The 17370-nt window shown below is 73.2% G+C and carries 15 protein-coding genes; 2 read left to right on the forward strand and 13 right to left on the reverse strand.

Translation table 11 applies throughout. From position 1 onward, the window contains the following. Nucleotides 1–49 precede the first annotated feature (49 nt). The 6 genes from rplS to AC07D6_RS28340 form a co-directional block, all read right to left on the reverse strand. Complete coding sequence (rplS, locus tag AC07D6_RS28315; RefSeq protein ID WP_031074691.1) at nt 50–400, reverse strand: 50S ribosomal protein L19; 351 nt, start codon at nt 398–400, stop codon at nt 50–52. 131 nt (nt 401–531) lie between these two features. Beyond that, the gene (trmD, locus tag AC07D6_RS28320; protein ID WP_315878916.1) at nt 532–1353 is read right to left on the reverse strand and encodes a tRNA (guanosine(37)-N1)-methyltransferase TrmD; all 822 of its coding nucleotides are present in this window, start codon (nt 1351–1353) and stop codon (nt 532–534) included. Then, the gene (gene rimM, locus AC07D6_RS28325; RefSeq protein WP_479049082.1) at nt 1353–1943 is read right to left on the reverse strand and encodes a ribosome maturation factor RimM; all 591 of its coding nucleotides are present in this window, start codon (nt 1941–1943) and stop codon (nt 1353–1355) included. Before rimM ends, trmD begins: the two co-directional genes overlap by 1 nt. Nucleotides 1944–2025: 82 nt before the next feature. Then, on the reverse strand, nt 2026–2265 hold the full coding sequence (locus AC07D6_RS28330) for an RNA-binding protein (RefSeq protein WP_014153811.1): 240 nt from the start codon (nt 2263–2265) through the stop codon (nt 2026–2028). Between the two features lie 2 nt (nt 2266–2267). Next, nucleotides 2268–2711: a 30S ribosomal protein S16 gene (gene rpsP, locus AC07D6_RS28335; protein ID WP_315878918.1), complete on the reverse strand. Its 444-nt coding sequence runs from the start codon at nt 2709–2711 to the stop codon at nt 2268–2270. A gap of 186 nt (nt 2712–2897) precedes the next feature. Next, nucleotides 2898–3491 carry a hypothetical protein gene (locus AC07D6_RS28340; RefSeq protein WP_189537915.1) on the reverse strand — a complete coding sequence of 198 codons (594 nt, stop codon included), beginning with the start codon at nt 3489–3491 and terminating at the stop codon, nt 2898–2900. A gap of 524 nt (nt 3492–4015) precedes the next feature. Here AC07D6_RS28340 and AC07D6_RS28345 point away from each other — a divergent pair. Further along, nucleotides 4016–4906, forward strand: coding sequence for a methyltransferase domain-containing protein (locus tag AC07D6_RS28345; protein ID WP_315878919.1), 891 nt, complete (start codon nt 4016–4018; stop codon nt 4904–4906). A gap of 45 nt (nt 4907–4951) precedes the next feature. Here AC07D6_RS28345 and ftsH read toward each other — a convergent pair whose 3' ends face one another. The 6 genes from ftsH to nsdA form a co-directional block, all read right to left on the reverse strand. After that, nucleotides 4952–6922: an ATP-dependent zinc metalloprotease FtsH gene (gene ftsH / locus AC07D6_RS28350; protein WP_479049085.1), complete on the reverse strand. Its 1971-nt coding sequence runs from the start codon at nt 6920–6922 to the stop codon at nt 4952–4954. Nucleotides 6923–7067: 145 nt separating this feature from the next. Beyond that, the gene (gene ffh, locus AC07D6_RS28355; RefSeq protein WP_315878921.1) at nt 7068–8618 is read right to left on the reverse strand and encodes a signal recognition particle protein; all 1551 of its coding nucleotides are present in this window, start codon (nt 8616–8618) and stop codon (nt 7068–7070) included. A 180-nt stretch (nt 8619–8798) separates the two neighbouring features. Next, nucleotides 8799–11249 (reverse strand): [protein-PII] uridylyltransferase, encoded by a 2451-nt coding sequence (locus tag AC07D6_RS28360; RefSeq protein ID WP_479049088.1) that lies wholly within the window; start codon nt 11247–11249, stop codon nt 8799–8801. A 12-nt stretch (nt 11250–11261) separates the two neighbouring features. Continuing rightward, the gene (locus tag AC07D6_RS28365) at nt 11262–11600 is read right to left on the reverse strand and encodes a P-II family nitrogen regulator (RefSeq protein WP_315878923.1); all 339 of its coding nucleotides are present in this window, start codon (nt 11598–11600) and stop codon (nt 11262–11264) included. Further along, nucleotides 11597–12958: an ammonium transporter gene (locus AC07D6_RS28370; RefSeq protein WP_315878924.1), complete on the reverse strand. Its 1362-nt coding sequence runs from the start codon at nt 12956–12958 to the stop codon at nt 11597–11599. Before AC07D6_RS28370 ends, AC07D6_RS28365 begins: the two co-directional genes overlap by 4 nt. 318 nt (nt 12959–13276) lie before the next feature. Beyond that, a complete protein-coding gene (nsdA, locus tag AC07D6_RS28375; protein ID WP_315878925.1) occupies nt 13277–14746 on the reverse strand; it encodes a transcriptional repressor NsdA in 1470 nt (489 codons plus the stop codon). Between the two features lie 428 nt (nt 14747–15174). Here nsdA and AC07D6_RS28380 point away from each other — a divergent pair, with 428 nt between their 5' ends. Then, a complete protein-coding gene (locus AC07D6_RS28380) occupies nt 15175–15882 on the forward strand; it encodes a bifunctional DNA primase/polymerase (protein WP_479049091.1) in 708 nt (235 codons plus the stop codon). Between the two features lie 248 nt (nt 15883–16130). Here the strand turns inward: AC07D6_RS28380 and ftsY are convergent, their stop codons facing one another. Beyond that, nucleotides 16131–17363 (reverse strand): signal recognition particle-docking protein FtsY, encoded by a 1233-nt coding sequence (ftsY, locus tag AC07D6_RS28385; RefSeq protein ID WP_315878927.1) that lies wholly within the window; start codon nt 17361–17363, stop codon nt 16131–16133. Nucleotides 17364–17370: the final 7 nt, after the last annotated feature.

A 17370-nucleotide genomic window follows, 5' to 3' on the forward strand; every position in this document is an offset into this window, starting at 1 on the left:
CACCCTGTCAGGCTCACCCAAGGCGCGGGCGCGCGGGCTGAGCCGGGGCTCAGTTCTCGCGCTTCTCCTTGATCTTCGCGGCCTTGCCGCGCAGCTCACGGAGGTAGTACAGCTTGGCGCGGCGGACGTCACCACGGGTGACGAGCTCGATCTTCTCGAAGATCGGGCTGTGCACCGGGAAGGTGCGCTCGACGCCGACGGAGAAGGAGACCTTGCGGACCGTGAAGGTCTCGGAGACGCCGGAGCCCTGGCGGCGGATGACGACACCCTTGAACTGCTGGATGCGGGAGCGGTTGCCCTCGATGACGCGAACGTGGACGTTCACGGTGTCACCGGGACGGAACGCCGGGATGTCGGTCCGCAGGGAGGCGGAGTTGACGGCGTCGAGCACGTGGGACATGGTCGTCTGCTTCCTCGCTGATGCCACAGGTCATCAACGGCAACTGGAAAGTCGAGTGGGTGTGGCCGTGCGGCGGGTGCGGCGTCGTGTCCCCCTGTGGCAGGGGCGCCGACCGGACGTACGGCAGCGTCCTATTCTTCCACGCTCTGCGGCCTGCGCCAAAATCGGCCACCGGGCTCGGGCGCCCAGCCGAGGATGGAGAGGGTCTCGCGGTCCTTCTTGTCGAAGGCCGCGGGGTCGCACCGCTCGATGAGGTCGGGACGATGCAGCGCGGTGCGCCGGAGCGCCTCGTCCCGCCGCCACCGCGCGATCTTCCCGTGGTGGCCGCTGAGGAGGACGTCGGGGATGCCGTGGCCCCGCCAGACGGGCGGCTTGGTGTAGACGGGGCCTTCCAGGAGGTTGGCCATGGCGCCGGGGGCGAACGAGTCGTCCCGGTGGGACTCGGCGTTGCCCAGGACGCCCGGGAGGAGCCGGGCCACGGCCTCGGTGATCACCAGGACGGCGGCCTCCCCGCCGGCCAGGACGTAGTCGCCGATGGACACCTCGTACACGGGCATCCGCGTGGCGTACTCGTCCATGACGCGGCGGTCGATGCCCTCGTAGCGGGCCGGCGTGAAGACCAGCCAGGGCCGCTGCGACAGCTCGACGGCGAGCTCCTGGGTGAAGGGGCGCCCGCTGGGCGTGGGGACGACGAGCACGGGCCCGTGGGCGCCGGCCTCGTACCCGGCGGCGGTGACCTCGTCGAGGGCGTCGCCCCAGGGCTCGGTCTTCATGACCATGCCGGGGCCGCCGCCGTAGGGCGTGTCGTCGACGGTGTGGTGCCGGTCGTACGTCCAGCGGCGCAGGTCGTGGACGTGGACGTCGAGCTGGCCGCGGGCGCGGGCCTTGCCGACGAGCGAGACGTTCAGCGGGTCGAGGTACTCGGGGAAGATCGTGACGACGTCGAGCCGCATCAGCGATCGTCCCCGTCCCCGGCGGCCCCGCCGTCGGAGGTGTCGACGCCGTCCTCCGCGCGCATGGAGGCGATGACGGCGCGGTCGTCGATGAGGCCCGGCGGCGGCACGACGACCGCCCTCTGCCCGTCGAGGTCGACCTCGGTGACGATCTCCTCGACGAACGGGATCAGCACCTCACCGCCGTCGGGCCGCTCCACGACGAACAGGTCCTGGTACGGCAGGTGGGAGACCTCGGTGATCCGGCCGATCACGGTGCCGTCGGCGAGGACGACGTCGAGGTCGATCAGCTGGTGGTCGTAGTACTCGTCCGGCTCCTCGGGGCGCTCGTCCGGGTCGACCTCGGCGATGAGGAGGGTGTTGCGCAGCGCCTCGGCGGCGTTCCGGTCGCGCACGCCCGCGAAGCGCAGCAGGAGCCGGCCGCTGTGGACGCGGCCGCTCTCGACGGTGAGGGGCCCGGCGGAGGCCGGGTCGGTGGCGAGTACGGCGCCGGGCGCGAGCCGCAGCTCGGGCTCGTCCGTACGCACCTCGACGGTGACCTCGCCCTTGATGCCGTGGGCGCGGCCGATCCGCGCGACTACGAGCTGCACTTTCTGAACTCTCCTGTCGGACGACGACGGGCCGGGGCGGGCCGCAGCCCTCCCCGGCCCGTGCGCCGGTGTTCAACTTCGCTCAGCGAACCTGGTCCACGTCGACGAGGTCGACCCGGATCCCTCGGCCGCCGATGGCACCCACGACCGTACGCAGTGCGCGCGCGGTGCGGCCGTTGCGGCCGATCACCTTGCCGAGGTCATCGGGGTGCACCCGGACCTCGAGCACACGTCCGCGGCGCAGGTCGCGCGAGGCGACCTGCACATCGTCGGGGTTGTCGACAATGCCCTTCACGAGGTGCTCGAGAGCCTCCTCGAGCATGCTCAGGCCTCGGTCGACTCGGAGGACGCGGCCTCGGCCTCGTCCGCCTTCTTGTCGGCCTTCTTGGCCTTCGGGGTGATGGCCTCACCCTTGGCGTCGTCGCCCTCGATCGACTTGGCGAAAGCGTCGAAGGAAGCGCGCTTGTCTTCCTTCGTGGCCGGGGCCAGCAGCGGCTTCTCCGGAGCCGGCAGGCCCTTGTGCTTCTGCCAGTCGCCGGTCAGCTTCAGGATGGCGAGGACCGGCTCGGTCGGCTGGGCGCCGACGGACAGCCAGTACTGCGCGCGCTCCGAGTCGACCTCGATGCGCGACGGGTTCTGCACCGGGTGGTACAGGCCGATCTCCTCGATCGCCCGGCCGTCACGGCGGGTGCGGGAGTCGGCGACGACGATGCGGTAGTGAGGCGAACGGATCTTGCCCAGACGCTTCAGCTTGATCTTGACTGCCACGGGTGTGGTGTCTCCTGGTCTTGACGTGGTTGGGCACAACGAGATGCCACGTGGGGTTGCGGTACCCGAATGCCCGATGGACGCGTCAGCCGTAGGAGAGAGGGGTCCTGTTCGACTGTCGAGTACAGCTAGCCATTGTGCCACATCCCGCATGGTCGCCGGTTCCCGGGGCGAGCGGGCCGTGGATCATCTCGCGGCGCCCACCGCTTCCGGGATGCGGAAGGGCTTCCCGCATCCGCCGCAGACGATCGGCGCCTGGGCCAGGACCGACGGGACCACCCGGACGTTGCGTCCGCAGTCGCAGACCGCCTTGACCCGCACGCCGCCGCCCGACGAGCCGTGCCGCGCGGCGGGCCCGCGGAAGGAGCGCTTCGTGTCCGCGGCCGTGGCGGCCGTGTGCGCCTTGAGGGCGCGCTGCAGCCGCTCGATCGTCGGCCGGTACCGGCGCTTGGCCTCGGGGCTGAGCGTGACCAGTGAGAAACCGCTGCTCGGGTGCGGCTCCTCGGAGTGGTCCAGGCCCATCTCCTCGGCGATCGCCAGGAATCGGCGGTTGTGGTAGCGGCCGGCACGGGAGGTGTCGCGGACCCCCCGGGCGGCGGCGATGCCGTGGACTGCCTCGTGGAGCAGTCGCTCGAAGGAGAGCTCGGCGCCACAAGCGGACGACGACTCTCCGATCAGGGACTCGGGCGCGGCGAGATCCGGCAGTTCGGGGTGGTGCCGCTGAATGTCGGCCCACGCCTGTGCCAGTTCTGCGGCGAGGACAGGTGGTGTCGTGCTCACGTCGTGAACAACGAGCCGGGGAGCCGTCGGGTTCCATTCCGGGGCATCCCAAATATTTTGCACGTACCCGTCAGTTGTCATTGATGTGTCCTCACGAGGGCCAGTGCGCTGATCTGCGGAGAAGCCGCACAGCTCGCATCAAGGTGGTACGTAGTGGCGCGGTCGCGGGCGCCCCCGAGGCGTGTGCCCCGGCGCCCGCCCGCGTCCGCGCGCCGGTCCTGACTCACGGTGCGGCGTTCGGTGACGGCGCATCACCGTGGGCGACGTTACCCCGGCGGCCGGAGGCCCGTGTCACCGACCCCGTTGCCATGGCGGGATTCGCACGGCGACCCCACTATGGGAGGTGGTTCGTGCCGGGCCAGGGGGCGCACGACCGGGGCACGCGCGCATTGCGGCCCGACCCCCTGGACGCGGGGGCGGAAGCGGAGTTCCCTGGCTACGGACCGTGCGAGCGCACGCACACGGGGGCTGTCGATCAGGGCACGGACGCACAGATTGACTCTCGGCTGATTGGGGCGCTTTCGATGACACCCATGCTCGTCCAGCACCACCCCCACCCGGCCCCGGCCTCTCCGGCCGCCCACGCGCCGGAGCGCGCCCGCGACTGGGCGGAGATCCAGGAGCGCATGCTGGTGCCGCTCTACGAGGCGGTGTACGCGCACCTGGAGGTCGGCACCGGGACACGGCTCCTCGGTCTCGGCTGCGGCTCGGGACTGGCCCTGCTCATGGCCGCCACGCGCGGGGCCCAGGTCACCGGCGTGGACACCGACCACGCACGCGTGGAGCTGGCCAGGGAACGGCTGCTCCCCGATCCGGTGGCCACCGGCCCCGGCCGGGACCGCCGCCGCGGACCGCACGGCGGCCCCGACCCGGAGACCAGACTCCTCCACGGCACCCCCGACGCGGTCGCCGACCGGGCCGGTCCCGCGTACAACCTCGTCACCGCCTTCCAGCCCGTCGGTTGCACCGCCGGTGACTCCGACGGCCTCGTCCCCGCCCTCACCGCCGCCGTCCCCCTGGCGGAGCGCGGCAGCGCCGTCGTCCTCGCCGGCTGGGGCCCGCCCGAGCGGTGCGCCACGACCGCGGTGTTCCGCGTCGCCGGCCGGCTCGCCGAGCGGCTGCGCGGCCCCGGCGCCTGGCGGCCCGCCCGCCGCGACGACCTGGAGGAAGTGGCCGCGCGGGCCGGGCTCCGGCCGGACGGCTCCGGCCGGGTCTCCTGCCCCTTCGGCTACGCGGACACCGACAGCGCCGTGCGCGGGCTGCTCTCCACGGGCCTCTTCGACGCGGCCGTGGCCGCCTCCGACCGGGTGACCGTGGAGAAGGAGATCGTCGAGGCGCTCCACCCCCACGTCCGCCACGACGGCACGGTCTGGATGCCGAACGTCTTCCGGTACCTCGTCGCCCGGATCCCGTAGCCCTCCCCGGACGCGCCCCCGTGCGCGGACACGGCGGCCGTCCCGCTACGGCCGCCGGTCGCCGTCCCTCCCGTCCCTCCCGTCCCTCGCGTCCTTCCCTTCCTTCCCGAAGCGCGCGATGCCGGCGGCCCGGTAGGCGGCGTCCTCGTCGAGCGTCTCGTTCTCCAGCAGCGCCGACGCCAGGGCGTCCAGCCGGTCCCGGTTCTCCCGCAGCCGCCGGCACGCGCTCGCGTAGCACTCGTCGACGATGCGCCGCATCTCGTCGTCCACCGTGTCCAGCGTCGCCGGCGCCGCCGACAGTCCGTACGCCTGCTGCGCGTCCGAGGGGATCGCCGTGAGCCGCCCCACCCGGCCGCTCATCCCCCACCGCCCCACCATGCCCCGCGCCAGGTTGGTCACCTGCTCCAGGTCGCTCTCCGAGCCCGTCGTGACGACCCCGAACACCACCTCCTCGGCCGCCATCCCGCCCAGCGCCCCGATGATCCGCCCCCGCAGGTACTCCTCCGTGTACGCGTACTTCTCCGTGTCCGGCGCCGACAGCGTCACCCCCAGCGCCCGCCCGCGCGGCACGATCGTCACCTTCCGCACCGGGTCGGCACCCGGCTGGAGCATCCCCAGCAGCGCGTGCCCGCTCTCGTGGTACGCCGTACGGCGCCTCTCCTCGACCGGCATGATCAGCTGCCGCTCCGCCCCCAGTTGCACCTTCTCCAGCGCGTCCGACAGGTCCGAACGGGTGACCTGCTCCTGCCTCCGCTTGACGGCCAGCAGCGCCGCCTCGTTCGCGAGGTTGGCCAGTTCCGCCCCCGTCATGCCCGGTGTCGTCCGCGCCACCTGCGCCAGGTCCACGTCCTCGGCGAGCGGGATGCCCCGGGTGTGGATCCGCAGGATCGCCTCCCTGCCGCCCCGGTCCGGCGGGCTCACGCTCACGATCCGGTCGAACCGCCCCGGCCGGGTCAGCGCCGGGTCCAGCACGTCCGCCCGGTTCGTCGCGGCGATCACGATGACCCCCTCCGAACCGGAGAAGCCGTCCATCTCGGTGAGGATCTGGTTCAGGGTCTGCTCGCGCTCGTCGTGTCCGCCCATGCCCGCGCCGCCGCCCCGCGCCCGACCGATCGTGTCGATCTCGTCGATGAAGACGATCGCCGGGGCGACCTTGCGCGCCTCGTTGAACAGCTCGCGCACCCGCGAGGCGCCCACGCCGACGATCATCTCGATGAACTCGGACGCCGACGCCGAGAAGAACGGCACGCCCGCCTCCCCCGCCACGGCCCGCGCCAGCAGCGTCTTGCCGGTGCCCGGCGGCCCCGACAGCAACACGCCGCGCGGCATCTTGGCCCCCATCCGCCAGTACGCCTCCGGGTTCTTGAGGAAGTCGACGACGTCGTTGAGCTCGCCCTCGACCTCGTCGATCCCCGCCACGTCCGCGAACGTCGTACGCCGCCCCGCCTCCACCTCCACCGGCTTCGGCGGCGCCTTGCGCCCCAGCATCCCGCCCGCCCCGCCGAGCCCCGCGCTCATCCGCCGCGCCAGGAACAGCCACAGCACCACCAGCAGCACGATCGGCGCGAGCGAGAACAGCAGGTTCGCCAGGAAGCTCGGCCGCTCCACCACCGGCTCGGCGGTCACCGTCACGTCGTGCTCGGCCAGCCGCCGCCACAGCGGGTCCTCGGCGAACGCCGGCCGCTGCGTCGTGAACTTCGTGTAGTCGCCGTCACCGCCCGGGACCGGCCGCTTCTCGCGCAGCTCGCCCTCGATGGCGTCGCCCTTGGAGTAGATCTTCGCGACGTTCCCCGCCGCGACCTGCTTGCTGAACTCCGTGTACGAGACGGTCGGCTCGTCGCCCTCCCCGTTCACCAGGGTCAGCACCAGGTTCGTCAGCAGGAACAGCACCAGTGCCGCCAGGACCAGCCCCACCCAGCCACCGGGCATCCGCCGCTTCGGCGGCGGCTCCGGAGGGGCGCCCTCCGAACGCCACGGCTGGTCGGTGCGGTCACGCGGGGGCACGGAACTGGTCACGCTGCGATTATCAGCAGAGCGCCACAAAAGCGGCATCACGGATACGTACGCGTGGCCCAGCCCCCCACGCGCGAGGGGCACCCGCCATGGGCGGGTGCCCCTTTCCGCGTCCGCAGGTCGCGACCGGCCCGCGTCGGCGCACGCCTCAGCGCATGAACTTCTTGAACTCGTCCGGAAGCTCGAAGTCCTGGTCCGGCTGGCCCGCCGGAAGCCCGAACGCCCCGCCCTGCTGCACCTGCTGCTCCCGGCGCTGCGCGGCGGCCTCCTCCTCGGCCTTCCGCTTCATCGGGTTGCCGCTGCGCCGCTTGCCCTTCGCCTGCTTCTGCTGCTTCTTCTGCCGGCCGGCGCCGCCCATGCCCGGGATGCCCGGCATCCCCGGCAGGCCGCCGCCCTGCGCCATGCGCGACATCATCTTCCGCGCCTCGAAGAACCGCTCCACCAGCGACTTCACCGCGCTGACGTCCACACCGGAACCCCGCGCGATGCGCGCCCGGCGCGAACCGTTGATGATCGTCGGGTCCTGACGCTCGGCCGGGGTCATCGACTTGATGATCGCGGCCGTGCGGTCCACGTCCCGCTCGTCGATGTTGTTGATCTGCTCCCGCATCTGCGCCATGCCGGGCAGCATGCCGAGCAGCTTCGAGATGGAGCCCATCTTGCGGACCTGCTCCATCTGGGCCAGGAAGTCGTCGAGCGTGAAGTCCTTGCCCTTGCTGCTCGCCAGCTTGGAGGCCATCTTGGCGGCCTCTTCCTGGCTGAAGGTCTGCTCGGCCTTCTCGATCAGCGAGAGCACGTCGCCCATGCCGAGGATGCGGGACGCCATGCGGTCCGGGTGGAACGCGTCGAAGTCGTCCAGCTTCTCGCCGTTGGAGGCGAACATGATCTGGCGGCCGGTGACGTGCGCGATCGACAGGGCGGCACCACCGCGGGCGTCGCCGTCGAGCTTGGAGAGGACCACGCCGTCGAAGCCGACGCCGTCGCGGAAGGCCTCCGCGGTGTTGACGGCGTCCTGGCCGATCATCGCGTCGACGACGAAGAGGATCTCGTTCGGCTGGACCGCGTCCCTGATGTCGGCGGCCTGCTGCATCATCTCCTGGTCGATGCCCAGGCGGCCGGCGGTGTCGACGATGACGATGTCGTGGAGCTTGGTCCGCGCGTAGCCGATGGAGTCCTTCGCGACCTGGACCGGGTCGCCGACGCCGTTGCCCGGCTCCGGCGCGTAGACGCCCACGCCGGCGCGCTCGGCGACGACGGAGAGCTGGTTGACGGCGTTCGGCCGCTGGAGGTCGCAGGCGACGAGCAGCGGCGAGTGCCCCTGGCCCTTGAGCCACTTGCCGAGCTTTCCGGCGAGCGTGGTCTTACCGGCGCCCTGGAGACCGGCCAGCATGATCACGGTCGGCGGCTGCTTGGCGAAGCGCAGCCGGCGGGTCTCGCCGCCGAGGATCTTGACCAGTTCCTCGTTGACGATCTTGATGACCTGCTGGGCGGGGTTCAGGGCCTGCGAGACCTCGGCGCCGGCCGCCCTCTCCTTGACCTGCTTGATGAAGGCCCGGACGACGGGCAGGGCGACATCCGCCTCCAGCAGGGCGATGCGGATCTCGCGGGCGGTGGCGTCGATGTCCGCCTCGCTGAGCCTTCCCTTGCCCCGGAGGCTTTTGAAGGTCGCTGCAAGGCGGTCGGAGAGGGTATCGAACACGGCGGTCGCGGATCCTCGGGTCTAGGGGGTGGGCGGACGGTTGCTCCAAGGGTATCCGGCCGCGCGGTGGAGCCGTCCTCGGCGGAGGGCAGCGGGGCGGGGCGGGGTCCCGCGGCGGCGGGGCCGGACCCCGCGGCGCGGGGAGCGCTCCTTCCCGCCGACGGGGCGGCGGCGTCGGGGTCACGACCCCGACAGGGCCCGCTCCACTTCCCCCGCCGTCCCCAGCGCCTCCTGCGGCGGCAGGGGCGCGCCCTTCAGGTCCGTGACGTAGAAGGCGTCCACCGCGTTCGCGCCCAGGGTGCTGACGTGGGCGCTGCGCACCCGTACCTCCGCGCCCTCCAGGGCGCGGCCGATCCGGTGCAGGAGCCCCGGCGCGTCCTGGGCGCGGACCTCCAGGACCGTGGCGCGGGCCGCCGAGTCGGCCGGGGCGACGGTGACCCGCGGGGGCGGGGCCTGCACGCCGCGGCGCCTCGGGTGCGCGGCGTCGCGCTCGGCGAGCCTGGCGGCCACGTCCAGGGACCCGTCGAGGGCGCGGACGAGGTCGGCGCGCAGGCGGCCGGCCTGCGGGAGGGAGCCGTACTCGGCGGCGACGCGCCAGTTCAGTACCAGGACGGTGCCCGCGGGGCCCAGCTCCGTGGGCAGCTCGATGGCCCGCAGGTCGGCGGAGCGGACGGTGAGCCGGTGCAGGGCGAGGACCCCGGCGACGGCGGGGAGGACGCCGGGCTGGTCGGGCAGGGCGATCAGGAGTTCCACGCCGACCGGTTCGGGTTCGCCGCCCTCCTCGGCTGCCTCCTGTTGGGCGTGGAGGGCCAGGACGGGTTCCCCGGTGCGGAGCGCCTCGACGGCGAGGCGTTCCTCCTGGGCTCCGGGCGCGGCCGGTTCGGGGGCGGGCGGGACGTCGCCCGCGAGGGCGGCCGCGACCCGTTTGACGAGGTCGGCGACGAGCGAGGCGCGCCAGGAGGACCAGGCGGCGGGCCCGGTGGCCAGGGCGTCGGCCTCCGTCAGGGCGTGCAGCAGCTCCAGGGTGGGGACGCCGCCGACGGCCCGGGCGACGGACTCGACGGTGGCGGGGTCGTCGAGGTCGCGCCGCGTGGCGGTCTCGACCAGGAGGAGGTGGTGGCGGACGAGGGTGGCGATGACGGCGGTGTCGGCCTGGTCGAAGCCGATGCGGGCGGCCACGTCGCGGGCGACGGCCTCGCCGGTGACGGAGTGGTCGCCGGGTCCGCCCTTGCCGATGTCGTGCAGGAGCGCGGCGACGAGCAGCAGGTCGGGCCGGCCGACGCGGCGGGTGAGGGAGGCGGCGCGGACGGCGGTCTCGACGAGGTGGCGGTCGACGGTCCAGGTGTGGACGGGGTTGCGCTGCGGCCGGCACCGTACGCGCTCCCAGTCGGGGATGAGGCGGGTGACGAGCCCTTCGGCTTCGAGGGCCTCCCAGACGGCGACGGCGGGTTCGCCGGCGCCGAGGAGGGTGACGAGCTGCTCGCGGGCCTCGGCGGGCCAGGGCACGGGCAGGGGCCGGGCGGTGGTGGCGAGGTGGCGTACGGCGTGCCGGGAGAGGGGCAGGCCGGCCTGGGCGGCCGCGGCGGCGGCGCGCAGCGGGAGGACGGGGTCGCGTTCGGGGCGGGCGGTCCGGGCGAGGACGGCCTCGCCGTCCATCTCGACGACGCCTTCGGCGAGGGGGGTGCGCTCGGGCTGGGGCCTGCCGCCGCCGAGGAGGGTGCGCAGGCGGGGCCGGGCGGAGCGGGCGCGCAGGACGCGGTGGACTTCGCGCCAGGTGACGTCGGAGGCGTACGCGATGGTGCGGGCGGCCTCGTAGACCTCGCGGAGCAGGGCGTCGGCGTCGCGGAGGCCGAGGGCGCGGGCGACCTGGTCCTGCTCCTGGAGGGCGAGGCGGTCGGTGGCGCGGCCGGTGGCGAGGTGGAGGGCGTCGCGTACGTCGAGGAGGGTGCGGCGGGCTTCGGCGAGGCCCTCGCGGGGGGCGTCGGCGAGCCAGGAGGCGGCGACGGCGCGCAGGGCGGTGGCGTCGCGGAGGCCGCCGCGGGCCTCCTTGAGGTCGGGTTCGAGGAGGTGGGGCAGTTCGCCCTGGCGTTCGGCGCGCTCCTGGCACAGCCGGTGGAGTTCGGGGAGGCGTCCGGGGGCCCGGTTGCGCCAGTCGGCGAGGACGGCGGTGCGCAGGGCGGCGACGAGGCCGAGGTCGCCGGCGACGGGGCGGGCGTCGAGGAGGCCGAGGTGGGCCTTGAGGTCGTCGCCGGCCGTCCTGCGGGCTTCGCCGGGGGTGCGCACGGAGTGGTCGAGGGCGAGGCCGAGGTCCCAGACGGGGTACCAGAGGCGGTCGGCGAGGGCGGCGACGGCGGCGGGGTCGGCGCTGCCGTCGTGGAGGAGGAGCAGGTCGAGGTCGCTGCGCGGGGAGAGTTCGCCGCGCCCGTAGCCGCCGACGGCGACGAGGGCGGTGCCGCGGGGCGGGGAGGCGTCCGCGTAGAGCGCGGTGAGCCAGTCGTCGGTGAGCCGGGCGAGCGCGGCGCGGCGCGGCGGCCCCGGCCGCGTCTCCTGCTGGAGGAGGCGCAGCCGGGCCGCCGCGTAGCCGCTGGGTCCCGAGTCTTCCGTTGTCCCGTTCGCTTCGGTGCTCGTCACCCGGCAGCTCCCTTACAGCGCGTCGGGGCCGCGTTCGCCGGTGCGGACGCGTACGGCCGTGTCGACGGGGACGCTCCACACCTTGCCGTCGCCGATCTTGCCGGTGCGGGCGGCCTTGACGATCACGTCGATGAGCTGTTCGGCGTCGTCGTCCTCGACGAGGACCTCGATGCGGATCTTGGGGACGAGGTCGACGGTGTACTCGGCGCCGCGGTAGACCTCGGTGTGGCCGCGCTGGCGTCCGTAGCCGCTGGCCTCGGTGACGGTCAGTCCCTGGACTCCGAAGGCCTGGAGGGCCTCCTTGATCTCGTCGAGCCGGTGCGGCTTGACGATCGCGGTGATGAGCTTCATGCGTCCACCTTCTTCTGCTGTGCTGCTGCCGTCGCGGTCCCGGCGGGGGCGGGTGCGGCCTTGCGGGGGGCGGTGCCGCCGCCGGCCCCGCTGAAGTCGTACGCGGTCTCGGCGTGCTCGACCTGGTCGATGCCGGAGATCTCGTCGTCCTCGCTGACGCGCATGCCGATCGTCTTGTGGATGACCAGGGCGAGGACGGCGGAGACGACCAGGGAGTAGGCGAGGACCGCGGCGACGCCGACGACCTGCTTGACCAGCTGGTCGACGCCGCCTCCGTAGAAGAGGCCCTTGGCGTCGGACTGGACGCCGCCGGTGGCGAAGAAGCCGACGAGGACGGAGCCGACGACGCCGCCGACGAGGTGGACCCCGACCACGTCGAGGGAGTCGTCGTAGCCGAACTTGTACTTGAGGCCGACGGCCATGGCGCACAGGAGGCCGGCGACGGCGCCGATCGCGATGGCGCCGAGCGGGGAGCAGGAGCCGCCGGCCGGGGTGATGGCGACGAGGCCGGCGACGGCGCCGGAGGCGGCGCCGAGGGTGGTGCAGGCGCCGTGGCGGATCTTCTCGTACGCAAGCCAGGCGAGCATGGCGGCGGCGGTGGCGACCTGGGTGTTGACGAACATCACCGCGCCGACGCCGTCGTCGTTGCCGAGCCAGGAGCCGGCGTTGAAGCCGAACCAGCCGAACCAGAGCAGGGCGGCGCCGAGCATGACGAGGGGGAGGCTGTGCGGGCGCATCGGGTCCTTCTTGAAGCCGACGCGCTTGCCGATGACGAGGATCACGCCGAGGGCGGCGGCGCCGGCGTTGATGTGGACGGCGGTGCCGCCGGCGAAGTCGATGACGCCCATCTCGAACAGCCAGCCGCCCGCGCCCCAGACCCAGTGGGCGACGGGGAAGTAGACGACCGTGGCCCACAGGGCGATGAACAGGGCCCAGGAGCCGAACTTCACGCGGTCCGCGAGGGCGCCGCTGATCAGCGCGGGCGTGATGATCGCGAACATCAGCTGGAAGGCGGCGAAGACGAAGACCGGGATCGTGTACCCGTCCCAGAGCTGGTCGCGGCCGACGCCGCTCAGCCCGACGTACTCCGAGGACCAGCCGACGACCGATCCGGAGTCCGTGCCGAAGGCGATGCTGAAGCCGTAGAGCACCCACAGGACGGTGACGATCCCGAGGCTGATGAAGCTCATCATCAGCATGTTGAGGGTGCTCTTGACGCGGACCATGCCTCCGTAGAAGAAGGCCAGGCCGGGGGTCATCAGCATCACGAGGGCGGAGCAGATGAGCATGAAGCCGGTGTTGGCGGCAGAGAGCGTGGGCGCTTCCTCTGCGGCGAGCGTCAGGATGCCTGGGGGCATCGGCGTCTCCTCGTCGTCGGTCGGCCTGTGCGGGGCGCGGAGCCGGGGCTGCGCGGCTGTGAGGGATGGCCGGTTATGACGCAGGAGATTCGCGCAGCGCCGTTTCCGACGATGCCGCCCGATGTTTCGGAGCAGTGACGAAGAGGCGGGGCGTGTTACGGCACCGTGAACCACTGGGTCACGGTTGGGTTACGGAGGTGTCCCCCGCCCCGGTCGTGAACCGGCTGCGGAGCCGCGCCCGCCGACCCGGCGGTGGGGAACCGGGTCGGGACCGTACGGGGGCGGGCGCCGCGGCCGGGGTCCGGGGCCACGGGGGGCTCAGACCGCTTCGGCGGTCTCGGGGAGGGTCTTGGCGAGGAGTTCGGTGATGTCGGCGACCTCGGGGACGTCGCCGAAGTCGCGTACGGCGGTGTCGACCGTCTTGCGCAGGCGGGTGTTCACCCGTTCGGAGCGGACGCGCTGGGCGACCTCGAGGGCTTGCGCCGCCCGGGCCACGGCCTGCTCGGGCTCGCGCTTCAGCAGGTGGACGGTGGCCATGCCGACGAGGTTGAGGGCGTAGGAGCGCTGGTGCTCCTTGTCCTCGGCGAACAGTTCGACGGCGCGTTCCATGACGGGCTCGGCGAGGGAGGCGTAGGTGGGGCTGCGGCCGGCGAAGTAGGCGAGGTCGCGGAAGGAGTGGGAGTTCTCCCCGTTGAGTTCGGCCTCGTTGAAGAAGCGGATCCAGTCGGGGTCCGGCTCGCCGTCGAGGCCGGCGTCGGCGAAGGTGTCCTCGGCCATCCGCACGGCGCGCTTGCACTTGCTGGGCTGGCCCATGTTGGCGTACGCGCGGGCCTCCATCGCATACAGCATGGCCTGGGTGCGGGCGGTGGCGCAGTCGCGGCTGCCGTACTGCGCGAGGTGGATGAGTTCAAGGGCGTCGTCCGGCCGTCCCAGGTGGATCATCTGGCGGCTCATGGAGGAGAGGATGTACGAACCGAGGGGCTTGTCGCCGGCCTCCTTGGAGGCGTGCAGGGCGAGGACGAAGTACTTCTGGGCGGTGGGGTGGAGGCCCACGTCGTAGCTCATCCACCCGGCGAGCTCGGCCAGTTCGGCGGCGCAGCGGAAGAGGCGCTGGGAGACGGCGGCGGGCTGCGGCTCCTGGAGCAGGTCGGTGACCTCGTGGAGCTGCCCGACGACGGCCTTGCGGCGCAGGCCGCCGCCGCACTGGGCGTCCCACGTGCGGAACATGGCGGTGGTGGACTCCAGCATCTCCAGTTCGGCGCGGGAGAGCCGGTGCGGGCGGCGGGCCTGCGGGGGCGGGTCGGCGCGGTCGGTGGTGGGGGCGGGGACGAGCCAGCGCTGCATCGGCTCGATGAGGGAGGGGCCGGCGGCGAGGGTGAGCGACGTGCCGAGGAAGCCGCGCCGGGCGAGCATGAGGTCGCTGCGGGAGAACTCGCTGAGCAGGGAGACCGTTTGCGGGCCGGCCCAGGGCAGGTCGACGCCGGACACCGAGGGTGACTGGTGGGTGGCGCGCAGGCCGAGGTCCTCGACGGCGACGACGGTGCCGAAGCGCTCGGAGAACAGCTCGGAGAGGATGCGGGGGATGGGTTCGCGGGGCTGCTCGCCGTCGAGCCAGCGGCGCACGCGGGAGGTGTCGGTGCTGATGTGGTGGGCGCCCATCTGGCGCGCCCGGCGGTTCACTTGGCGCGCGAGCTCGCCCTTCGACCAGCCGCTGCGTACGAACCACGAACCGAGCTGTTCGTTCGGGCGCTTGCCGGCATTCGTACCGTCCGTGCCGCTGCCGCCCACTGGAAGGCCCCCATCCGCCGAATCTCCGTGTTGCCGAACCCTGGTCAGGATGCCGTGGATCGTGGGCCCGCGCCCGGGGTCCGCGCCCTTCGGACGGGACCCGTGTTGCCTCCGGCATACTCACGGGCGCGGACGCTACCCGGGGTTCGCGCACCGAAAGTAACCTCACGATCACTGACTTCGCGAGGCCGCTCACAGAAACGCCACCATTCGCCACCCCATCGAATGAACTCTCCTACCGCCGGGCGCGATTCACTTGACACATGACAATCGGGGGCCCGGTGCATCGAGGCCCGAAGTGGCGCGCGGATGGTGCGCGTACCACCGTGCGGGCGTCCGTACGCCCCCTGGACGAAGGCGCAGTGACGTAGAGTCACAGCTAGGCTCCAGATAGTAACCACCGGCGAGATCGACCCGTTGGAGGGGGCATGGGCTTCACGATCGGCGGCACGCGCATCCGCGAGATGCGGTCCGGGTGGACGGGTTTCACCGGGCTGGCCGGATTGACGTTGTCAGGGTCCCGTCGCCGCGCGACGCGGGCGGCGGAGTGCACCGTGGTCGCGGAGTACACCGGCCTGTGGGGCTGGGACGTGGTGCCCGGGGCGCGGGCCGTGTCCGGCGAGTGCTCCTGCGGGGACGCGTCGTGCGCGGCGCCGGGGGCGCACCCGCTGGGGTTCGCCCCCGAGGTGCCGGCGGGCGCGTCGCTGGACGAGGTGGCCGCGGCGTGGTCGCAGTACCCGGGCGCGTCGCTGCTGCTGCCCGTCGGGCGCTCGTTCGACGTGCTGGAGGTCGCGGAGGCGGCGGGGCGGCGGGCGCTGGTGCGGCTGGAGCGCATGGGGCTGCCGCTGGGGCCGGTGTGCGTGACGCCGACGGGGAGGGCGCAGTTCCTCGTGGCGCCGGGGGCGGCGGAGGAGCTGCCGCGGCTGCTGTACCGGATGGGGTGGGACGACGCGGAGCTGGACCTGCGGTGCCTGGGGCCCGGTTCCTGGATCACTGCCCCGCCGTCCGACCTCGGCGGCCTGGGCCCGGTCCGCTGGCTGCGCCCCCCGTGCCCGGACGCCGGCCACGCGGCCCCCCAGGCCCGTCTGCTGCTGGGCACCCTGGCCTACATCAGCCACCGCTCCACCGCGGCCTGACCGCCGGGCCGCCGTCCGGAGGCCGATCCCTCCAGCCGCCCGCCGGGCCGGCACGGCCCGCCACGCGGCCCCGCCCGCCACGCGCGTACGCCCGCGACCCCGCGCGCCGCGGTCCCGCACACCCGCCCTCCGCGGCGGTCCCGCGCGCGTCCGCGGGCCGCGCCGTGAACGGCGGCGGGGCGGCCCGCCGGGCGCTCGCGCGCGTTCCGGCCGGCCGCCCCGCTCGCGGGAGAGCTCGTGGGAGGTACTCAGGCGCCCTCGCCGATCAGGGCGTCGACGAAGGCTTCCGGCTCGAAGGGGGCCAGGTCGTCCGCGCCCTCACCGAGGCCGACCAGCTTCACCGGGACGCCCAGCTCGCGCTGGACGGCGATGACGATGCCGCCCTTCGCCGTGCCGTCCAGCTTGGTCAGGACGATGCCGGTGATGTCGACGACCTCCGCGAAGACGCGCGCCTGGATCAGGCCGTTCTGGCCGGTCGTGGCGTCCAGGACGAGGAGGACCTCGTCGAGCGGGCCGTGCTTCTCGACGACGCGCTTGACCTTGCCGAGCTCGTCCATGAGCCCGGTCTTGGTGTGCAGGCGTCCCGCGGTGTCGATGAGCACCACGTCGGCGCCCTCCGCGATGCCCTCCTTCACCGCGTCGTACGCGATGGACGCCGGGTCGCCGCCCTCCGGGCCGCGCACCGTACGGGCGCCGACGCGCTCGCCCCAGGTCTGGAGCTGGTCGGCGGCGGCCGCGCGGAACGTGTCCGCGGCGCCGAGCACGACGGAGCGGCCGTCCGCGACGAGGACGCGGGCGAGCTTGCCGGTCGTCGTGGTCTTGCCGGTGCCGTTGACGCCGACGACCATGACGACGCCCGGCGTCTCCAGGCCGCCCTCCGTCTTCACGGAGCGGTCGAAGTCGGTGCCGACGAGGGTGAGCAGCTCCTCGCGGAGCAGGGTGCGCAGTTCGTCCGGCGTACGCGTGCCGAGCACCCGGACACGCTCCCGCAGGCGCTCCACGAGCTCCTGGGTGGGGGTGACGCCGACGTCGGCGGTGAGGAGGGTGTCCTCGATCTCCTCCCAGGTCTCCTCGTCGAGGTTGTCGCGCGAGAGGAGCGTGAGCAGGCCCTTGCCGAGGGAGTTCTGGGAGCGGGCGAGTCGGGCGCGCAGCCGGACGAGCCGGCCGGCGGTGGGCGCAGGGATCTCGATCTCGCGGACCGGGGGCTCCGCGACGACCGGGTCCTCGACGGCGGCCGGCGTCTCGACGGCTTCCTCGGCCGTCGGGAGGTCGACCTCCTCTATGGTCCGGCGCGGTTCCGCGCGGGGTGTCTCCGCCTCCTCGCCGACGCGCGGTTCGGCGGGCGGAGCGGTGATGGTCGGCGTGGTCGACGGGGCCTCGGGCGGCGGCAGCTGCTTCTTCCGGCGTCCGCCGACGACGAGGCCGCTGATCACTCCGACCGCGACCAGGGCGATGACTACAGCAAGGATGACGAATTCCATGGTCCGT

The sequence above is a fragment of the Streptomyces sp. NPDC045287 genome (assembly GCF_056432325.1).